The organism is Thiocystis violacea, from assembly GCF_016583575.1.
Taxonomy (GTDB): Bacteria; Pseudomonadota; Gammaproteobacteria; order Chromatiales; family Chromatiaceae; genus Thiocystis; species Thiocystis violacea.
In genome coordinates this window covers 1-18,132 of the sequence record NZ_NRRG01000034.1, presented here as the reverse complement: position 1 = coordinate 18,132, position 18,132 = coordinate 1, and the positions used below count along the sequence as shown (strand labels likewise).

The 18,132-nt window shown below is 63.9% G+C and carries 18 protein-coding genes; 8 read left to right on the top strand and 10 right to left on the bottom strand.

What is annotated here, in order from left to right:
- Positions 1-265: 265 nt before the first annotated feature.
- The 5 genes from prpF to CKO27_RS15585 form a co-directional block, all read right to left on the bottom strand.
- Entirely contained in the window at positions 266-1,453 is a 1,188-nt protein-coding gene (gene prpF, locus CKO27_RS15605) for a 2-methylaconitate cis-trans isomerase PrpF (RefSeq protein ID WP_200375834.1), read from the bottom strand.
- Between the two features lie 5 nt (positions 1,454-1,458).
- Positions 1,459-4,053, bottom strand: coding sequence for a Fe/S-dependent 2-methylisocitrate dehydratase AcnD (gene acnD / locus CKO27_RS15600; RefSeq protein ID WP_200375833.1), 2,595 nt, complete (start codon positions 4,051-4,053; stop codon positions 1,459-1,461).
- A 117-nt stretch (positions 4,054-4,170) separates the two neighbouring features.
- Positions 4,171-5,328 carry a bifunctional 2-methylcitrate synthase/citrate synthase gene (gene prpC / locus CKO27_RS15595; RefSeq protein ID WP_200375832.1) on the bottom strand — a complete coding sequence of 386 codons (1,158 nt, stop codon included), beginning with the start codon at positions 5,326-5,328 and terminating at the stop codon, positions 4,171-4,173.
- Positions 5,329-5,354: 26 nt separating this feature from the next.
- On the bottom strand, positions 5,355-6,245 hold the full coding sequence (gene prpB / locus CKO27_RS15590) for a methylisocitrate lyase (RefSeq protein ID WP_200375831.1): 891 nt from the start codon (positions 6,243-6,245) through the stop codon (positions 5,355-5,357).
- A 64-nt stretch (positions 6,246-6,309) separates the two neighbouring features.
- Entirely contained in the window at positions 6,310-7,014 is a 705-nt protein-coding gene (locus CKO27_RS15585) for a GntR family transcriptional regulator (protein WP_200375830.1), read from the bottom strand.
- A gap of 271 nt (positions 7,015-7,285) precedes the next feature.
- Here CKO27_RS15585 and CKO27_RS15580 point away from each other — a divergent pair, with 271 nt between their 5' ends.
- Positions 7,286-7,582, top strand: coding sequence for a DUF3096 domain-containing protein (locus CKO27_RS15580; RefSeq protein ID WP_200375829.1), 297 nt, complete (start codon positions 7,286-7,288; stop codon positions 7,580-7,582).
- 66 nt (positions 7,583-7,648) lie between these two features.
- Here the strand turns inward: CKO27_RS15580 and CKO27_RS15575 are convergent, their stop codons facing one another.
- The 4 genes from CKO27_RS15575 to thiD all read right to left on the bottom strand — a co-directional run bounded on the left by CKO27_RS15575 (position 7,649) and on the right by thiD (position 12,592).
- Positions 7,649-9,544, bottom strand: coding sequence for a propionyl-CoA synthetase (locus CKO27_RS15575; protein ID WP_200375863.1), 1,896 nt, complete (start codon positions 9,542-9,544; stop codon positions 7,649-7,651).
- A 322-nt stretch (positions 9,545-9,866) separates the two neighbouring features.
- Positions 9,867-11,153, bottom strand: coding sequence for a glutamate-1-semialdehyde 2,1-aminomutase (hemL, locus tag CKO27_RS15570; RefSeq protein WP_200375828.1), 1,287 nt, complete (start codon positions 11,151-11,153; stop codon positions 9,867-9,869).
- A complete protein-coding gene (gene thiE / locus CKO27_RS15565; protein WP_200375827.1) occupies positions 11,154-11,789 on the bottom strand; it encodes a thiamine phosphate synthase in 636 nt (211 codons plus the stop codon).
- Positions 11,786-12,592 carry a bifunctional hydroxymethylpyrimidine kinase/phosphomethylpyrimidine kinase gene (thiD, locus tag CKO27_RS15560; protein ID WP_200375826.1) on the bottom strand — a complete coding sequence of 269 codons (807 nt, stop codon included), beginning with the start codon at positions 12,590-12,592 and terminating at the stop codon, positions 11,786-11,788. Before thiD ends, thiE begins: the two co-directional genes overlap by 4 nt.
- A 173-nt stretch (positions 12,593-12,765) precedes the next feature.
- On the opposite strand from thiD, the gene CKO27_RS15555 reads away from it, so the two are divergent.
- The 6 genes from CKO27_RS15555 to erpA all read left to right on the top strand — a co-directional run bounded on the left by CKO27_RS15555 (position 12,766) and on the right by erpA (position 16,270).
- Entirely contained in the window at positions 12,766-12,930 is a 165-nt protein-coding gene (locus tag CKO27_RS15555) for a rubredoxin (protein WP_200375825.1), read from the top strand.
- An 80-nt stretch (positions 12,931-13,010) separates the two neighbouring features.
- Positions 13,011-13,517, top strand: a complete 507-nt coding sequence (locus CKO27_RS15550; RefSeq protein WP_242470944.1) for a DUF5063 domain-containing protein — start codon at positions 13,011-13,013, stop codon at positions 13,515-13,517.
- 95 nt (positions 13,518-13,612) lie between these two features.
- Positions 13,613-13,981: a HesB/IscA family protein gene (locus CKO27_RS15545; RefSeq protein WP_200375823.1), complete on the top strand. Its 369-nt coding sequence runs from the start codon at positions 13,613-13,615 to the stop codon at positions 13,979-13,981.
- A gap of 95 nt (positions 13,982-14,076) precedes the next feature.
- Entirely contained in the window at positions 14,077-15,102 is a 1,026-nt protein-coding gene (gene argC / locus CKO27_RS15540; protein WP_200375822.1) for an N-acetyl-gamma-glutamyl-phosphate reductase, read from the top strand.
- A gap of 10 nt (positions 15,103-15,112) precedes the next feature.
- Positions 15,113-15,820, top strand: coding sequence for a DUF6776 family protein (locus CKO27_RS15535; RefSeq protein WP_200375821.1), 708 nt, complete (start codon positions 15,113-15,115; stop codon positions 15,818-15,820).
- A 99-nt stretch (positions 15,821-15,919) separates the two neighbouring features.
- The gene (gene erpA, locus CKO27_RS15530) at positions 15,920-16,270 is read left to right on the top strand and encodes an iron-sulfur cluster insertion protein ErpA (RefSeq protein WP_200375862.1); all 351 of its coding nucleotides are present in this window, start codon (positions 15,920-15,922) and stop codon (positions 16,268-16,270) included.
- A 39-nt stretch (positions 16,271-16,309) separates the two neighbouring features.
- Here erpA and CKO27_RS15525 read toward each other — a convergent pair whose 3' ends face one another.
- Positions 16,310-16,561 carry a hypothetical protein gene (locus CKO27_RS15525; protein ID WP_200375820.1) on the bottom strand — a complete coding sequence of 84 codons (252 nt, stop codon included), beginning with the start codon at positions 16,559-16,561 and terminating at the stop codon, positions 16,310-16,312.
- A gap of 196 nt (positions 16,562-16,757) precedes the next feature.
- Between CKO27_RS15525 and tyrS the strand changes: the two genes are divergently transcribed.
- Complete coding sequence (tyrS, locus tag CKO27_RS15520) at positions 16,758-17,960, top strand: tyrosine--tRNA ligase (protein WP_200375819.1); 1,203 nt, start codon at positions 16,758-16,760, stop codon at positions 17,958-17,960.
- Positions 17,961-18,132: the final 172 nt, after the last annotated feature.

Here is an 18,132-nt window from a genome sequence, read left to right as displayed (position 1 = left end):
CCTTCCAAGGAGGATCAGCGAGTTCCATCAGCCTGTCAATGGAGACGCACCGCTCGACAGCCATTCTTGGTGTCGAATCCTGGTGGGATGATGTGTCGGCAAGTAGCCGTTCGATTGGCTCGGCGGGTGGGGGGCTTGGCTGAAGAATCGGCCTGATTTTGAAAGTTTCGCGGGATTTGGCTCGTTCGGTCAGGCCGCGAATGGAATGGCCGCGGTACGGCCGGGTCGATCGACCCGGCGCAAATTCGGCCAAAGGCGGCGTTCCTTAGAAGGCCTCGCCGGGCACGCGCACCCAGCCTTCCATTAACACCCTGGCGCTGCGGCTCATGATCGCCTTGGTCACCACCCATTCCCCGTCGACCTGATTCGCCTCCGCGCCCACCCTCAGGGTACCCGAGGGATGACCGAAGCGCACCGCCGTTCGCGCCTCGCCGCCGGCGGCGAGGTTCACCAGGGTTCCAGGGATCGCGGCCGCCGTGCCGATGGCCACCGCCGCCGTGCCCATCATGGCGTGGTGCAGCTTGCCCATGGAGAGTGCGCGCACCAGCAGGTCGATGTCGTTGGCGGCGACCGGCTTGCCGCTGGATGAGACGTAATCGGCGGGCTTGGCGACGAAGGCGACCTTGGGGGTGTGCTGACGAATGGCTGATTCATCGACATGCTGGATGAGGCCCATGCGCACCGCGCCATGGGCGCGAATGGTCTCGAACATGGCCAAGGCCCTGGCATCGCTGTTGATGGCCTCTTGTAACTCGGCGCCCGTATAGCCGATGGCCTCCGCGTTCACGAAGATGGTTGGGATGCCGGCATTGATCATTGTGGCCTTGAGCGTTCCGATACCGGGAACCTCGAGGTCGTCGACCAGGTTGCCGGTGGGAAACATCGAGCCGCCGTCCTCGCCCTCGTCGGCTGGATCGAGGAACTCCAGGCACACCTCGGCGGCTGGAAAGGTCACGCCGTCGAGTTCGAAGTCGCCGGTTTCCTGCACGGCGCCGTTGGTGATCGGAACATGCGCGATGATGGTCTTGCCGATGTTCGCCTGCCAGATGCGCACGGTCGCCACGCCGTTGCGCGGGATGCGCTCGGCCTCGACCAGCCCGGCGCTAATCGCGAATGAGCCGACCGCGGCGGAGAGATTGCCGCAATTGCCGCTCCAGTCGACGAAGGCTTTGTCGATGGACACCTGGCCGAACAGATAATCGACATCGTGATCGGGCCGGTCGCTCTTGGACAGGATGACCGTCTTGCTGGTGCTGGAGGTCGCCCCGCCCATACCGTCGATCTGCTTGCCGTAGGGGTCGGGGCTGCCGATGACGCGCAGCAGCAGCGCATCGCGCGCCGCGCCCGGCGCCTGGGCGCTTGCGGGTAAATCCTGAAGGCGGAAGAAGACGCCCTTGCTGGTGCCGCCACGCATGTAGGTGGCGGGGATCTTGATCTGGGGTACGTAAGCCATGGGAATTACGCGGCCTTCGAGGATTCAAGGAAGTCCTGGGCGAAACGCTGAAGCACGCCGCCGGCCTCGTAGATCGCCACCTCTTCGGCGGTATCGAGGCGACAGGTCACCGGCACCTCCACCCGCTCGCCGTTCCTGCGATGGATGACCAGTGTCAGCGTGGCGCGCGGGGTGCGCTCGCCGATGACATCAAAGGTTTCGGTGCCGTCGATGCCCAGCGTCTTGCGGTCGACGCCCGGTTTGAACTCCAGCGGCAGCACGCCCATGCCGACCAGATTGGTGCGGTGAATCCGCTCGAAGCCTTCGGCGACGATGGCCTCCACACCGGCCAGGCGCACGCCCTTGGCCGCCCAGTCGCGCGACGATCCCTGACCATAGTCGGCGCCGGCGATGATGATCAGCGGCTGTTGGCGCGCCATGTAGGTTTCGATGGCCTCCCACATCCGGGTCACCTGGCCGTCCGGCTCGATGCGGGTCAGCGAGCCCTTCTTGACCTGCCCATCGACCACGGCCATTTCGTTCACCAGTTGTGGGTTGGCAAAGGTGGCGCGCTGCGCGGTGAGGTGATCGCCGCGATGGGTGGCGTAGGAATTGAAGTCCTCCTCCGGCAGGCCCATCCGGGCCAGATACTCACCGGCCGCGCTGTTGGCCATGATCGCGTTCGACGGCGACAGATGGTCGGTGGTGATGTTGTCCGGCAGCACCGCCAGCGGACGCATGCCGGTCAGGGTGCGCTCGCCGGCCAGCGCGCCTTCCCAATAGGGCGGACGGCGGATGTAGGTGGTCATGGGGCGCCAGTCATAGAGTGGGCTTACCTTCACGCCATCGTCCTGCCGGACTTCGAACATCGGGAGATACACCGAGCGGAACTGTTCCGGCTTGACGCTGGCGGCGACGATGGCGTCGATCTCCTCATCGGACGGCCAGATATCCTTCAAGGCGATCGGCTGGCCGGCGGTGTCCAGACCCAGCACGTCCTTCTCGATATCGAAGCGGATGGTGCCGGCGATGGCGTAGGCCACCACCAGGGGCGGCGAGGCCAGGAACGCCTGCTTGGCATAGGGATGAATACGGCCGTCGAAATTGCGGTTGCCGGACAGGACGGCGGTGGCGTAGAGGTCGCGGTCGATGATTTCCTGCTGGATCGCCGGGTCCAGGGCGCCGGACATGCCGTTGCAGGTGGTGCAGGCATAGCCGACGATGCCGAAGCCCAGTTTCTCCAGCTCGGGCAGCAGACCGGCCTCTTCCAGATAGAGCTTGGCGACCTTGGAGCCGGGGGCGAAGGAGGACTTGACCCAGGGCTTACGTACCAGACCCAACCGGTTGGCGTTGCGGGCCAGCAGGGCGGCGGCCACGACGTTGCGCGGGTTGCTGGTGTTGGTGCAACTGGTGATGGCGGCGATGATCACCGCGCCATCGGGCATTTCGCCTTCCTTCTCCTCCCAGACGCCGGCGATGCCGCGCGCGGCCAGCTCGGAGGTCGGCAGACGCCGGTGCGGGTTGGAGGGGCCGGCCAGGTTGCGCACCACGGCGGACAGATCGAACTCCAGCACCCGCGGGTATTGCGCGTCGACCAGGCTGTCGGCCCAGAGGCCGCTGGTCCTGGCGTAGTGCTCGACCAGCGCGACCTGCTCGGGCTCACGACCGGTCAGCCTGAGATAGTCGATGGTCTGCCGGTCGATGTAGAACAGCGCCGCCGTGGCCCCGTATTCCGGGCACATGTTGGAGATGGTGGCGCGGTCCCCAATGGTCAGGCTGTCGGCGCCGTCACCGAAGAACTCGACGTAGGCGCCCACCACCCGCTCCTGGCGCAGGAATTCGGTCAGGGCCAGCACGATGTCGGTGGCGGTGATGCCCGGCCGGCGCTTGCCGGTCAGCTTGACGCCGATGATGTCGGGCAGGCGCATCATGGACGCGCGCCCCAGCATCACGGTTTCCGCCTCCAGACCGCCGACGCCGATGGCGATCACACCCAGCGCATCGACATGCGGGGTGTGGCTGTCGGTCCCGACGCAGGTATCCGGGAAGGCCACGCCGTCACGCACCTGAATCACCGGCGACATCTTCTCCAGGTTGATCTGATGCATGATGCCGTTGCCGGCCGGGATCACGTCGACGTTCCTGAACGCCTTCCGGGTCCAGTCGATGAAGTCGAAGCGGTCTTCGTTACGCCGATCCTCGATGGCGCGATTCTTGGCGAAGGCATCCGGATCGAAGCCGCCGCATTCCACCGCCAGCGAGTGGTCGACGATCAGTTGGGTCGGAACGACCGGGTTCACCTGGGCTGGGTCGCCGCCCTGCTCGGCGATGGCGTCGCGCAGGCCGGCGAGGTCGACCAGCGCGGTCTGGCCGAGGATGTCATGACAGACCACGCGCGCCGGGAACCAGGGGAAATCCAGATCCTGCCGGCGCTCGATGAGCTGCTTCAGCGAATCGGTCAGCATGGCCGGATCGCAGCGGCGGACCAGGTTTTCGGCCAGCACGCGCGAGGTGTATGGCAGCCTGTCATAGGCGCCGGGCGCGAGGGCGTCGACCGCGGCGCGCGCGTCGAAATAATCCAGGTCGGCGCCGGGCAGTGGTTTACGGTAGGTGGTGTTCATGATCAGTACACTAAAATTTATATTATTCAAAATCTTAAACCGCGCCCGCGCCGACTAGCGTCGATGCGGCCGCGGTCGATCCAATCCACAAACATCGCCCACCGCTCTGGGCGCGGTTTAACGCTGCTCGATCGGCACCCAGGGCAGGTTTTCGACGCCGACATAGTTCGCGCTCGGGCGGATGATCTTGCCGTCCTGACGCTGCTCGATGACGTGCGCGACCCAGCCGGCGGTGCGCGAGATGACGAAGATGGGCGTGAACAGTGGGGTCGGCACGCCCATCTGGGCGTAGGACACGGCCGAGAACCAGTCGAGATTGGGGAACATCTTCTTTTGATCCCACATGACGCTTTCGAGCCGCTCGGCGACCTCGAACATCCCCAGGCTCTCGTTGGACTCGGACAGTCGTCTAGCGACCGACTTGATGACCTCGTTGCGCGGATCGGAGATGGTGTAGACCGGGTGGCCGAAGCCGATGATGATCTCCTTGCGGGCGACCCGCTCGCGGATGTCCGCCTCGGCCTCGTCGGCGCTGGCGTAACGCTCCTGGATCTCGCAGGCGGCCTCGTTGGCGCCGCCATGCTTGGGACCGCGCAGGGCGCCGGTGGCCCCCGCGATGGCTGAGTACATGTCCGAGTTGGTGCCCGCGATCACCCGCGCGGTGAAGGTCGAGGCGTTGAACTCGTGTTCGGCATAAAGGATGAGCGAGGTGTGCATGGCGCGCACCCACTCCTCGGACGGCGTCTCGCCGTGCAGCAGGTGCAGGAAGTGACCGCCGACCGTCTCGTCATCGGTCTCGACCTCGATGCGCCGGCCGTGATGGGCGAAGTGATACCAGTAAAGGAGCATGGAGCCGAAACAGGCGATCAGACGGTCTCCGATCTCGCGGGCGGCGGCGACCGGCATGCTGTCTTTCTCCGGCTCCAGGGTGCCGAGCAGCGAACAGCCGGTGCGCATCACGTCCATCGGGTGGGCGGAGGAGGCTGGAATTTGCTCCAGGGCCGTCTTCATGGCCGCCGGCAGGCCGCGCATGGCCTTGAGCTTGCGCTTATAGGCGGCCAGCTCGGTGCGGGTGGGCAGACGCTCGTGGATCAGCAGGTGCGCGATCTCCTCGAACTCGGCCTGGTCGGCGAAGTCCAGGATGTCATAGCCCCGATAGTGCAGATCGTTGCCGGTGCGTCCGACCGTGCAGATGGACGTATTGCCGGCGACGGTGCCGGACAGCGCGACGGATTTCTTCGGCTTGGGCAACTGCTGTTCTTGGTTCTCGGCCATCGTTTCCTCTCCTCGTATTGTCTGGATTATTCGTCGGCTTTGCCTTGCGCGAACAGCTCATCGAGCTTCTGCTCGAAGCTGTGGTAGTTCAGATAATCGTAAAGCTCCATGCGGGTCTGCATGGTATCGACCACATTGGCCTGGGTGCGGTCGCGGCGGATCGCCTGATAGACGTTGAGCGCGGCCTTGTTCATGGCGCGGAAGGCCGACAGCGGATAGAGCACCAGCGACACCCCGACATGACCAAGCTCGGTGGTGGTGAACAGCGGCGTGGCGCCGAACTCGGTGATGTTGGCCAGCACCGGCACCTTGACGACCGCCGTGAAGCGTTCGTATTGGGCCAGTTCGGTCATGGCTTCCGGGAAGATCATGTCCGCGCCGGCCTCGACACAGGCCAGGGCGCGCTCGATGGCGGCGTCCATGCCTTCCACCGCCAGGGCGTCGGTGCGGGCCATGATGACGAAATCATCGGTGCGGGCGTCCACGGCGGCCTTGACGCGGTCGACCATCTCGGACTTGGAGACGACCGCCTTGCCGGGACGATGACCGCAGCGCTTGGCCGCGACCTGATCCTCGATGTGACAGCCGGCCGCGCCGGCGCGGATCAGTTGCTTGACCGTGCGGGCGATGTTGAAGGCGCTGCCCCAGCCGGTATCGGCATCGACCAACAGGGGTAGATCCGAGGCGTAGGTGATGCGGGTCACGTCCTCCAGCACATTGTCCAGGCTGGTCATGCCCAGGTCCGGGATGCCGTAGGAGCCCGCCGCGACACCGCCGCCGGACAGGTAGAGCGCGCGGTAACCGGTGCGCTCGGCCATGCGGGCATGATAGGCGTTGATCGTGCCCACGACCTGCAGGGGGCGCTCTTGCTGGACGGCGAGGCGCAGCTTGGCGCCGGGGGTCGATGTATCGGTCATGGTGTGCTTCTCGTGTGTGGAGCCCGCGCGCCCGCGAGCGGTTGGGCCTGAAACCTGGGAATCCTCAAAGGCTGGCGACGACTTTCGCGCTCATCGCCGCGAGCCGTCGCTCGGTCGCCTTGCGCGAGATCCGAATGTGTCGACGCATCAACCATTCGGCCAACTCGCCGTCACGCTCGGCGATGGCATCCACCACCAGTTCGTGTTCCTTGAGCGCATCGCGCGCCCGGTCGCTCTTCATCCCGAACTGGCACCGGTACATGCGTGCCAGGTGATAGAGATCGTTGCAGAGGATATCGGTCAGACGCCGGTTGCCGCTGCCCTGAACGATGCGGAAATGGAAATCCAGATCTCCTTCCTTCTGGAAGTAGGCCTGCCATTCCTCATGGGCGACATCGCTGCGATGGCGTTCCAGCAGTCCCTTGAGGTCCGCGATGGCCGCGTCGGACATCCGATCCGCCGCGAGCCTGGCCGCCATGCCCTCCAGCGCCTCGCGGATGACATAGATTTCGAGCAGTTGCTCGCTGGTGAGCTTGATCACGCGCGCGCCGACGTTGGCCTTGCGTTCCACCAGGCTGCTGGACTCCAGCCGTCGCATCGCCTCGCGCAAGGGGCCGCGGCTAATGCCGTAGCGCGCCGCCAGCACCGGCTCGCTGATCTTGCTGCCGGGCGGGATCGCGCCTTCCACGATCGCCTGTCGGAGCTGATCGAAGACTCGGTCGGCAATGGTCTCGGCGGCTTCGCTGATGGTTTCGGCGGCAACTGACATGGTTGAAGTGTCGACATAAAATCGGTTTGTACCGATAAAATAGCCGATTCAAGGATGATGTCAAGATTGATTGTCGACAATATTTTTTTATGCAGTGGCTTCTGGCGGGGCCTTGACCTGCCTGGGGGCGCGGCTGGGGTGTTGGATGTCTTCCTTACTCGAATTGGATCCGAGCGATAAAAATGGTTTGATTCACTGGTCGGCCTGGTGGTGGCGAGCACGCTCCGCCGCCGACCTGGACAGTATCCACTTTGTCGACAGGAGTGCTCGGATGGATATCCCAAACCTGCTACGGGATTGGCCGGTTCAGGCCGTGGTCGCGATCGTCGCCGGGGTCGTGGTGCTGCTGGTACCGCGCGTCCTGAACTACGCGGTCGCCACCTATCTGCTCATCGTCGGCGCCTTGGGGGTCATGCATGTCTATTACGGCCAGACGATTCGACCCATGACGGTGATCTCCATCGTGGCGGGCCTGATCATCCTGCTCAAGCCGGCCATTCTGAGTTACGTCATCGGTATCTATCTGATCCTGGCGGGTCTGATCGAGGCCGGGATTCTTCGGTTCTAGCCGCTGGGGACGGGATCCGGTCGCCCGACCGGATTCCGCGCTTGTTGGCGAGGGACGGGGAGAGCGTCAGGCGTGTCTGGCGTAGCCGATGGAGGCCAGCGCCGTCTGGATTTCGTCAAGGATGGTTGGGTCGTCGATGGTGGCGGGCAGGCGGTAATCCTTGCCGTCGGCGATCGACTTCATGGTGCCGCGCAGGATCTTGCCGGAACGGGTCTTGGGCAGGCGCTCGACGACGACGACGGTCTTAAAGGCCGCCACCGGGCCGATCTCATCGCGCACCAGTGTCACCAGTTCCTTGATGATGATCTCCGACGCCCGCGTGACGCCCGATTTGAGCACCACCAGCCCCAGTGGCAGCTCGCCCTTGAGCTGGTCGGCGGCGCCGATGACGGCGCACTCGGCCACATCCGGATGGGCGGCCAGAACCCCCTCCATGCTCCCCGTGGACAGGCGGTGACCGGCGACATTGATGACGTCGTCGATGCGGCTCATGACGAAGAGATAGCCGTCCTCGTCCATATAACCCGCGTCGCCGGTCAGATAATAGCCGGGCTGAGTGGACAGATAGGACTGGATGAACCGCGCGTCGTTGCCCCATAGGGTGCTGAGACAGCCGGGGGGGAGTGGCAGGCGGATCATGATGCGCCCGATGTCGCCGGGCTGGACCGGCTCGCCCGTGTCGTCGAGCACTTGGATGTCGTAGCCGGGTACGGCGCGAGTCGGCGAGCCCGGCTTGACCGGTAGCGGCTCGATGCCCAGACAGTTGGCGGCGATCCCCCAGCCGGTCTCGGTCTGCCACCAGTGGTCGATGACCGGGACGCCGAGGATCTGTTCGGCCCAGTTCAGGGTGGCCGGATCGCAGCGTTCGCCGGCCAGGAACAGGGTGCGGAAACCGCTGAGATCGTAGCGCTTCAGATGCTCGGCGGTCGGATCCTCGCGCTTGATGGCGCGGAAGGCGGTCGGCGCGGTGAAGAGCACCGAGACCTTGTGTTCCTGGATCACCCGCCAGAAGGCGCCGGGGTCCGGCGTGCCCACGGGCTTGCCTTCATAGACGATGGTGGTGCAGCCGGCCAGCAGCGGCGCGTAGACGATGTAGGAATGGCCGACGACCCAGCCGACATCCGAGGCGGCCCAGAAGACCTCGCCGGGTTGGACGTTGTAGAGGTTGGCCATGCTCCAGGCCATGGCGACGGCGTGTCCGCCGTTGTCGCGCACCACGCCCTTGGGCTGGCCGGTGGTGCCGGAGGTATAGAGGATGTAGAGCGGGTCGGTGGCGGCGACCGAGACGCAGTCCGCCGGCTCGGCCTCGGCCAGCGCCTCGGTCCAGCTCAGGTCGCGGCCGGCGACCAGCGAGCCCGGCTCTTGCGGGCGTTGCAGGATGAGGCAGTGCTCCGGTTTGTGCTCGGCCAGGGTGATGGCGGAGTCGAGCAGGGGCTTGTAGTGAACGACCCGATTGGGCTCGATTCCGCAGGAGCCGGCGACCATGACCTTGGGTTTGGCGTCGTCGATGCGGGTGGCGAGCTCGCGCGAGGAGAAGCCGCCGAAGACGACCGAATGGATGGCGCCGATGCGCGCGCAGCCGAGCATGGCGACGACCGCCTCGGGCACCATGGGCATGTAGATGATGACCCGGTCGCCCTTCTCGACGCCAAGCGCCTTGAGCGCTCCGGCGAAGCGCGCGGTCTGATCCTGCAATTGGGCGTAGGTGATGACGGTCTTGGAGTCCGTGACCGGGCTGTCGTGAATGATGGCGGCTTGATCGCCGCGCCCGGCGATGACATGGCGGTCGACCGCGTTATAACAGGTGTTGAGCCGGGCGCCGCTGAACCAGCGGTAGAAGGGTGGGTTGGTGTCGTCCAGTACCCGCTCCCAGGGTTGGTTCCAGTCGATCAGCTCCGCCGCCTCGGCCCAGAAGGCGGAAGGATCGTTCATCGAGCGGTCGTAGACGCTTTGGTAGCCCATGTTGTTCTTCTCCGGTGGTGAGGTCGCGGCCTTCGGAAGGCCATCTGGCGTTTCGATGCTGGCTGCGTCGGTGCCGTCGAATTCCGATCCGCCTGTCGCCATGAGTGTCGGGCGTCTCCCTTCGCGACGAATCTCTCGCTGTCCTGATGATCCCGGTTGACCAGGGTCGGATGTTCACCTGGATTCGGCGGGGTCCGGGGCTGTCTTTGACGCAGCCCCGGCAGAATAGGCAAAAGCCTCCTGAAAATCCCATCAATCCTGGACAATCTTCTAAATCCTGACTATTCGACGCATTGCTCCGTCAGGGTTCCGGATCCTCCGTTCAGCCCTTCGCGATCACCGCGAAGGTCTCCGCTGCCGCGTCCAGGGTCGCTTGGATGTGCGCGTCTTCATGCATGATGGAGACGAAGCCGGCCTCGAAGGCCGAGGGTGCCAGATAGACGCCGCGCTCCAGCATGCCGTGGAAGAACGCCTTGAACTGCTCCTGGTTGCATTGGGTCGCCTGCTCGTAATTCGTCACCCGCTCAGTGGTGAAGAAAAGCCCGAACATGCCGCCGACCTGATTGGTGCTGAAGGGAATGCCAGCGGCATCGGCGCGCGCTTGCAGTCCGTCGAGCAGGGTCTTGGTCTTGGCGGTCAGTTGGTCATGGAAACCGGGCGCGGAGATCAGCTCCAGGGTCTTGAGCCCGGCGGCCATGGCGATGGGGTTGCCGGACAGGGTGCCGGCCTGATAGACCGGGCCGAGCGGCGAGAGCTTGGACATGATCTCTCGCTTTCCACCGAAGGCGCCGACCGGCATGCCGCCGCCGATGACCTTGCCGAGCGCGGTCAGGTCCGGCGTGATGCCATAGAGCCCCTGGGCGCAGCCGAGGGCGACGCGGAAGCCGGTCATGACCTCGTCGAAGATCAGCACGGATCCGTACTGGTCGCAGACCTCGCGCAGTCCCTCCAGGAAGCCTGGTACGGGCGGGATGCAATTCATGTTGCCGGCGACCGGCTCGACGATGATGCAGGCGATCTCCGCGCCGACCTCGGCGAAGGTCGCGCGCACCTGCGCGATGTCGTTGTAGCGCAGGGTGATGGTCAGCTCGGCGAGCGCCGCCGGGACGCCGGGCGAGCTGGGCTCGCCGAAGGTCAGGGCGCCGGAGCCGGCCTTGACCAGCAGCGAGTCGGCATGCCCGTGATAGCAACCCTCGAATTTCACGATCTTGTCGCGCCCGGTGAAGCCGCGCGCCAGGCGCAGCGCGCTCATGGTCGCCTCGGTGCCGGAGCTGACCATACGCACCATGTCCATGCTCGGGACCAGCGCGCAGACCTGGTCGGCCATGGTGGTCTCAAGCTCGGTGGGCGCGCCGAAGGACAGACCCTTGTCGAGACGCTCGCGCACGGCGGCCAGCACCTCCGGGTGGGCGTGGCCCAGGATCATCGGACCCCAGGAGCCGACATAGTCGACATAACGCCGGCCATCGGCGTCGAAGGCGTAGGGACCGGCGGCGCTCTCGAAGAACACCGGGTCGCCGCCCACCCCGCGAAACGCCCGCACCGGCGAATTGACGCCGCCGGGGATGTGACGCTGGGCGGCTTCGAAGAGGTCGTGGGATCGGCTCATTTAAACGGTCTCCTGAGGAAAAAGGTTGGTGTAGACGCGGGCCGCGGCACTGATGTCGGGCTGGGCGAAGACGCCGGTGACGACCGCCAGCATGCGCGCGCCCGCTGAAATCAATAATCCGCCATTTTGTGATGTGATTCCGCCGATCGCAACCAGCGGGAGCTCTAGGCGCTCGCGAGCCAGGGTCAGCAGCGTAGGTTCCGGCCTCGCGGCCTGGGGTTTGGTCGGCGAGGGAAAGAAGCTGCCGAAGGCGACATAGTCGGCGCCGGCGGACTGGGCGGCCTCGGCCAGCGCGAGCTGGTCGTAGCAGGAGACGCCGATGATGGCCGCGTCGCCGAGCCGCTCGCGGGCGTCCCGAGGGTCCGGGTCATGGCGTCCGAGATGAACGCCATCGGCCTCCAGTTCGGCGGCGAGTTCCAGATCGTCATTGATGATGAGCGGGACGCCGGACGCGCGGCAGAGGGTCAGGAGGGCCTCGGCCTGTCGGCGGCGCTCCTTGTCGCCGGCCCCCTTGTCCCGGTACTGGATGAGACGGGCGCCGCCGCGGATGGCCTCCGCGACCTGCTCGACCAGTGGCGCCGGGTGGTGGGAGACCTCGGGCGTGATGGCGTAGAGGCCGTGCAGGCGTGGATTCATCGGGAAGGCTCTGGTGGCGGGAGGTCGTGGAGCCGGTTAGGCGTCATCTGGCAACGTCCGGTGCGAAAGGCGAGCTTGAGGCTTTTCCAGGTGTAGGCCTGCGCGGAGGCGACCGCGTCCTCCATTCCCATCCCCCAGGCCAGCCGTGCCGCGATGGCGCTGGCCAGGGTGCAGCCGGAGCCGTGATATTGCCCCGGCAGTCGCGGCCAGTCCCAGTCGCGCCGATAGCCGTCGGGTCCATGGAGCCGGTTGGTTACCGCGTCGGTTTCGTCATGGGTTCCGGTCACCAGAACCCAGCGCGCCCCCGAGGCGCGAAGACGCGCGGCGCAAGCGTCCGGCGCCTCGGCGTCGGTCAGGGTACGCGCCTCCGGGAGGTTCGGGGTGATGAGGGTGCATCGCTGGATGAGTTGCTCGCGCACATGATTCAGCAGCGTCGCGTCCACGACGCTTTGTCCGGCGCCCGTCGCCAGGACGGGATCCAGAACGACCGGGATGCCTGGGGTCTGGTCGATGAGATCGGTCAGCACCCCCGCGATCCCGACGCTGCCGAGCAGTCCGATCTTGATGGCCGCTGGCGGGCTGTCGGCGATGATCCGTCGGCATTGCGACGCGACTTGCCGCGCCGGTTGCGGATGGATATGGCTCAGGCCGCAACTGTCCTGTTCCGTGAGCGCGCTGATCACGGTCAGCGGAAAGGCGCGGGCCGCCTGGATCGCTTCCGCGTCCGCCAGAATACCGGCGCCGCCGCTTGGGTCGTGGCCGCCAACGCAGAGCACCATGGGTCGCTCGGATGTCCCGTTCATCTTGCTGTGGCGTCGCCTGTGGTTGTCGAGTGCGTCATTGCGCTTGAGCCTTCATCGGGTTGAAATGCCTGGTCAAAGCCCGATTTTTTATCTCATGAATATCGGGCTTGGACTCGAATCTTGAACGGCGGAAGGCGATCGTCTCCCAGCCCTGCCCATGATGGAGCTGTAGCATGAACACCTATCAATGTCTCGTTTGCGGATTGATTTACGACGAATCAAAAGGTTGGCCGGAGGACGGTATCGCGCCAGGCACCAAATGGGAAGACGTGTCCTCTGACTGGAAGTGTCCCGAGTGCGGCGTCGGAAAAGACGACTTCGACATGGCGATCGTTTGATTTAGCGTGCCGTGACCTGGCGCATCGACTTGCCTCGGTCAAAACGCATTTTCTCGGCTACACTCCCACGCATGGACGCCATGACATTTTCCGCCCGGGACCTGGAGCCTGGACTTCACACCGAAATCGTCTCGCTCGCGAGACGCTACTGTCACCTCATCGATTCCTGCTCGAGTGCGCAAGGCCTCTGGCTTAGGGGCGTGGCCGAGTTGCTTCCGCGGTTGCATGCCGGTATTTCCTCCCTGGATGTCGCCAATCTTTGCTTCGCCGATCAGCTCGACGTGGTGGATCTGGACGCCCGCTTCGAGCTGTTCAGCCACTTGCGCGGCTTGCTTGCCGATCGCGACTCCTACTGGCTGGAGTTCGATCGTGTCGCCGAGGGTGTCGGCGCCATGACCGGCAGTTTGGCCGATGACCTCACCGACATCTACTGCGAACTCAAGCAGGGTCTACGCCTCTTCGAGCTGGACCCCGAGTACGCGATCGCCGCCTTGGCGACGGGTTACGAACAGCATTGGGGACGGCATCTGGTCGATGCCGAGCGCCATCTGGCGATGCTGGGCGCGGAGGCGCGCCTTACTTCCTAACCTTGTATTTTACGCTGGAATATCCGGGCGGCTTTCTGCTACGCTCCGGCGCTGATTTTTTGCGCGTATTCCATGTATTCGAGAGGACTTGACCCATGTCCGTAGCGATCACCGAGGCGGAATTGACACTGACCCAGCCGGCTCAGGTAAAGATGAGCGATCTGTTCCAGCAGGTCGATGACAATGTACGGGGCGTCCGTGTCTTCGCGACCGCCGGTGGATGCAGCGGCGTCAGCTTTGGCATGACCTTCACTGACGTCATCAACGAGGACGATGGCGTCCTTGCTTTCGACGGCTTCAAGGTCGTCGTCGACGATGGGACGCTCGAATATCTGCGTGGCGTCGAGATCGATTTCGTCGATCAGGGAGACGGGAACGCAACCTTTATTTTCAATAACCTGCCGCAAGTCGGTGGGGGTTGTGGAAGTTGTGGATCGTCGTCGGGCGGTGGCTGCTCCTCCTAGGTCTAGGTCGCAGCTCGGATTTCCGTGGCGCGAGAGCGGGGCGGTTGGGATAGGGTGACCATCCGTCGCCCATTGGCTTGAGGAGCCTTGTCGGCATGATTCGGGTTGGAATCGTTGGAGGAACCGGGTACACGGGGGCTGAGCTCCTGAGGATTCTGGCTCGTCACCCAGGCGCGACGGTCGCGGTGATCACGTCTCGGACCGAGGCCGGTCAGCCGGTGGCCGAGATGTTTCCGCACCTGCGCGGTCATCTTGATCTGCGCTTCACCGAGCCGGACGCCGGTGCGCTCGCCGAGTGCGATCTGGTCTTCTTCGCGACGCCGAATGGCACGGCGATGAGGGCGGCGCCCGAGCTTCTGGAGCGCGGGACGCGCGTCATCGACCTGGCGGCCGACTTTCGCCTGAAGGATCCGGTGCTGTGGGAGCAATGGTACGGGATGCCACACCTCTGCCCGGACTGGCTCGCGCAGGCCGTATACGGTCTGCCCGAGCTGAATCGCGCCTCGATCCCCAGCGCGCGACTCATTGCCAATCCTGGCTGTTACCCCACGGCCGTGACCCTGGGTTTCCTACCGCTTCTGGAAGGGGGCGCCGTGGATCCCGCCTGGTTGATCGCCGATGCCAAATCCGGCGTGAGCGGCGCGGGCCGCAAGGCCACGACTGGACTCTTGATGGCCGAGGTCGGCGAGAGCTTCAAGGCCTATTCGGTCAGCGGCCATCGTCATGCCCCCGAAATCACGCAAAACCTCATGATGTTCGCGGGCGTCGACGCGAACCTGACCTTCGTTCCCCATCTGGTGCCCATGATCCGCGGGATCGAGGCGACGCTTTACGCTCGCCTGACGGATGTCGGGGTCGATCTCGATGCTCTGTTCAGCGCGCGTTATGGTGGCGAGCCATTCGTCGATCTGATGCCGGGCGGCCATCCGGACACCCGCTCCGTGCGCGGGGCGAATCTCTGTCGAATCGCCGTGTCGCGCCAGGGGCGCGACGTGGTGATCGTCCAGTCGGTGATCGACAATCTGGTCAAGGGGGCGGCGGGGCAGGCGGTGCAGAACATGAATCTGATGTTCGGTGTCGACGAGTCGGTTGGGCTGGAGGCGGTGGCGATGCTGCCTTGATCGACCGCCTATGTCCGATTCCCCGCGGCGGCTTGCGTATCGCTTACTGGCCATCGGTGTCCTTAGTCTCACCCTGGCGGCGGTTTTTTTACTTGGCTTCGAGTTGGGGAAAGAGGCGCCAGCCTCGGGCAATGGGCCGGCGGCCTCGGACTCCTTGCGCGTTCAGCTTCTGCATGAGCGCGATCGGCTGAAAACCTTGCTGGCCGAGTCGGAGCGACAGCGTCTCATCCTGGATCGCACTCTGCGGATCGATCGGGAGGCCAGCAGGCTGCTGAAAGAGCAGATCAAGGAGGCTCAGGATGCCCGTCTCGAACGCAACCGGGAGCTGAACTATCTGAAGCGTTTGGTACAAGGGGGAAGCGAGGGCGCGGTACAGGTGTATGACATGCGTCTGGTCGATGGCGAGGCTCCGCGCGAGTATCGTTACGACTTCACCATCATGCAGTTGATCCAAGGTTTCGGGCGATCCACGGGCGAGGTTCTGTTGAGCATCGAGGGTCGACGGGGCGATGCCGTGGTCACTCTGACCCTGAGTGAATTACCAGAGGCCCAGCCGGATGCCTTGAGGATGGATTTCGAACACTTCCAGAACTGTCAGGGGGCTTTCGTGCTTCCCCATGACTTCGATCCGATTTCCATCGTCGTCGACATCAAACCACGAACCGAGCGTTTGTTGCCTACCTCCGTCTCCTTTCCCTGGGGGGCTGTCCTCGATTGATCCTTGATGCCGCCACGCGACTTCGGCCTGCCGCTTGAACATTTATCAAAACAGACGCATGTCCAAGAATCGCATGAAGAACCGAGGATGAATCCCAGTATGAATGTCGAAGCGAATGTCGAAACGTCCCTTGTCTTTACCACGTCCGCCGCCTCGAAGGTGGCGGAGCTGATCCAGGAGGAGGGCAACCCTGGGCTGATGCTGCGCGTCTATATCCAGGGTGGAGGCTGTTCGGGCTTCCAATACGGATTCACGTTCGACGAGGAAATCCAGGACGGCGATACCGAGATCGTGACCGATGGCGTCAAGCTGCTCGTCGACGCCATGAGCATGCAGTATCTGATGGGCGCGGAAATCGACTATTCGGAAGGACTGCAAGGCGCGCAATTTGTCATTAGGAACCCTAACGCTTCGACCACTTGCGGCTGTGGGTCGTCATTTTCGGCCTGATGGTTGGCCGAGGCCGATCAAATCCGCTGGCGCGGATCCTCATTTTTCCGCCGGAAGGTCCGGCGTGCCTGGGCGGCTCGGTGGAAGCTTGAGCGGGATGACATGCGAGCTTGAGCTTGTCTCCGGGCTCTGAGTGGGCTTGGCCAGCCGATGGCCGAGTTGCGCGAACAGGGCATAGCCGATTCCAGCCGCAGCCAGGAGCGCGAAAGCCCGGACAAGTACCCGCCGATTGACGCGGCGCTTCTTGCGAAGTGTCCACTCGGTGCGTTGAAACTTGTGATCGCGAATCATAAATTCCTGTAATATCAATAAATAACAAGGTGCTTCCGTGGCTTCCTAGTGTAGTCGCAACCCAGTGACCGAACAAGGCTCTTCCCTCCCGCCGCCACTGTCGGTTCCCGCTTCTTGTCTCTCGTGATCACCCGTCGTACCCTCTCGCCCTTTGCGCTAGGGCGCCTGTTGCGACTATTCGACCCACGGATCGATTATGGATTCACTCGAGCAATCACTCGCGCTCATTCGGCGCGGTACTGAAGAAATCCTGCTGGAAGAGTCCTTGCGCGGGAAGCTCAAGCAGGGGCGCCCCTTGCGGATCAAGGCGGGGTTCGACCCCACGGCGCCGGATCTCCATCTTGGGCACACGGTTCTCATCAATAAGCTTCGGCAATTTCAAGAGCTTGGCCATGAGATTCTGTTCCTGATCGGTGATTTCACCGGGATGATCGGCGATCCGACAGGCAAGAGCGCGACGCGCAAACCCCTTTCGCGGGAGGAAATCCAGCAAAACGCCGCGACCTACCAGGATCAGGTGTTTCGCATCCTCGACCCCGAGAAGACCCGGATCGTCTTCAATTCGGAATGGCTGGACCGGCTCGGCGCGGCGGGGCTCGTGCAGTTGGCCGCGCGGCATACCGTGGCCCGAATGCTGGAGCGTGACGATTTCTCGAAACGCTACAAGTCGGGTCAGCCGATCGCCATTCACGAGTTCCTCTATCCGATGATCCAGGGGTACGACTCGGTCGCCCTGAAGGCGGATGTCGAGCTCGGTGGCACGGACCAGAAATTCAACCTTCTCGTGGGGCGCCAACTCCAGGAGGCCTACGGCCAGGAGCCTCAGGTCGTCATCACCCTGCCCATTCTGGAAGGGCTCGACGGGGTGCAGAAGATGTCGAAATCACTGGGTAATTACATCGGGATCGCGGATCCCCCCGATGAGATGTTCGGCAAACTGATGTCCGTGTCGGATGACCTCATGTGGCGCTATTTCGAGCTGTTGAGCTTCCGTGGGATGCCCGAGATCCTGGCGTGGAAAGACGCCGTTCGTGACGGAGCGAATCCGCGTGACATCAAATTCGAGTTGGGGATCGAACTCGTGACCCGCTTCCATGGAGCGGCTCAGGCCATGAAGGCGCGCGAGGCCTTCGTGGCTCGATTCCAGCGAGGGGCAATGCCGGACGATATCCCAGAGGTGGACTTGGCTTGCGGAGAGGGCGGCGTGTTGCCGATCGCGAATCTCCTCAGGGACGCGGGGCTTGTGGCCAGCACTTCGGAGGCCATCCGGATGATCCGACAAGGCGCGGTTCGGCTCGACAGCGAACGGATCGAGGATCCTCAACTGACCTGCGCGGCAGGTGCGGAGCATATCTATCAGGTTGGTAAGCGGCGTTTTGCCAAGGTTCGTCTTATTTGAAGGCTCTGTTGTTTGAGTTTGAGCTTGAGCGTACCGTTGCTGTTGGGTCTTGACGGGCATTTGTAATTTGTTAGACTGCGCGGCCGTTCGAGGAGGAGGGCGGGAGGCTTGGATGCCGGGCCGGGGATCGGGTTCCTGGTTTAGGAGTGAGGGTGTCAAGATTTGGGTTAAG

Coding starts and splice junctions, on each gene's coding strand:
- prpF (WP_200375834.1), bottom strand. CDS start 1,453: ATGGCTTACGTACCCCAGATCAAGATCCCCGCCACCTACATGCGTGGC.
- acnD (WP_200375833.1), bottom strand. CDS start 4,053: ATGAACACCACCTACCGTAAACCACTGCCCGGCGCCGACCTGGATTAT.
- prpC (WP_200375832.1), bottom strand. CDS start 5,328: ATGGCCGAGAACCAAGAACAGCAGTTGCCCAAGCCGAAGAAATCCGTC.
- prpB (WP_200375831.1), bottom strand. CDS start 6,245: ATGACCGATACATCGACCCCCGGCGCCAAGCTGCGCCTCGCCGTCCAG.
- CKO27_RS15585 (WP_200375830.1), bottom strand. CDS start 7,014: ATGTCAGTTGCCGCCGAAACCATCAGCGAAGCCGCCGAGACCATTGCC.
- CKO27_RS15580 (WP_200375829.1), top strand. CDS start 7,286: ATGGATATCCCAAACCTGCTACGGGATTGGCCGGTTCAGGCCGTGGTC.
- CKO27_RS15575 (WP_200375863.1), bottom strand. CDS start 9,544: ATGGGCTACCAAAGCGTCTACGACCGCTCGATGAACGATCCTTCCGCC.
- hemL (WP_200375828.1), bottom strand. CDS start 11,153: ATGAGCCGATCCCACGACCTCTTCGAAGCCGCCCAGCGTCACATCCCC.
- thiE (WP_200375827.1), bottom strand. CDS start 11,789: ATGAATCCACGCCTGCACGGCCTCTACGCCATCACGCCCGAGGTCTCC.
- thiD (WP_200375826.1), bottom strand. CDS start 12,592: ATGAACGGGACATCCGAGCGACCCATGGTGCTCTGCGTTGGCGGCCAC.
- CKO27_RS15555 (WP_200375825.1), top strand. CDS start 12,766: ATGAACACCTATCAATGTCTCGTTTGCGGATTGATTTACGACGAATCA.
- CKO27_RS15550 (WP_242470944.1), top strand. CDS start 13,011: ATGACATTTTCCGCCCGGGACCTGGAGCCTGGACTTCACACCGAAATC.
- CKO27_RS15545 (WP_200375823.1), top strand. CDS start 13,613: ATGTCCGTAGCGATCACCGAGGCGGAATTGACACTGACCCAGCCGGCT.
- argC (WP_200375822.1), top strand. CDS start 14,077: ATGATTCGGGTTGGAATCGTTGGAGGAACCGGGTACACGGGGGCTGAG.
- CKO27_RS15535 (WP_200375821.1), top strand. CDS start 15,113: ATGTCCGATTCCCCGCGGCGGCTTGCGTATCGCTTACTGGCCATCGGT.
- erpA (WP_200375862.1), top strand. CDS start 15,920: ATGAATGTCGAAGCGAATGTCGAAACGTCCCTTGTCTTTACCACGTCC.
- CKO27_RS15525 (WP_200375820.1), bottom strand. CDS start 16,561: ATGATTCGCGATCACAAGTTTCAACGCACCGAGTGGACACTTCGCAAG.
- tyrS (WP_200375819.1), top strand. CDS start 16,758: ATGGATTCACTCGAGCAATCACTCGCGCTCATTCGGCGCGGTACTGAA.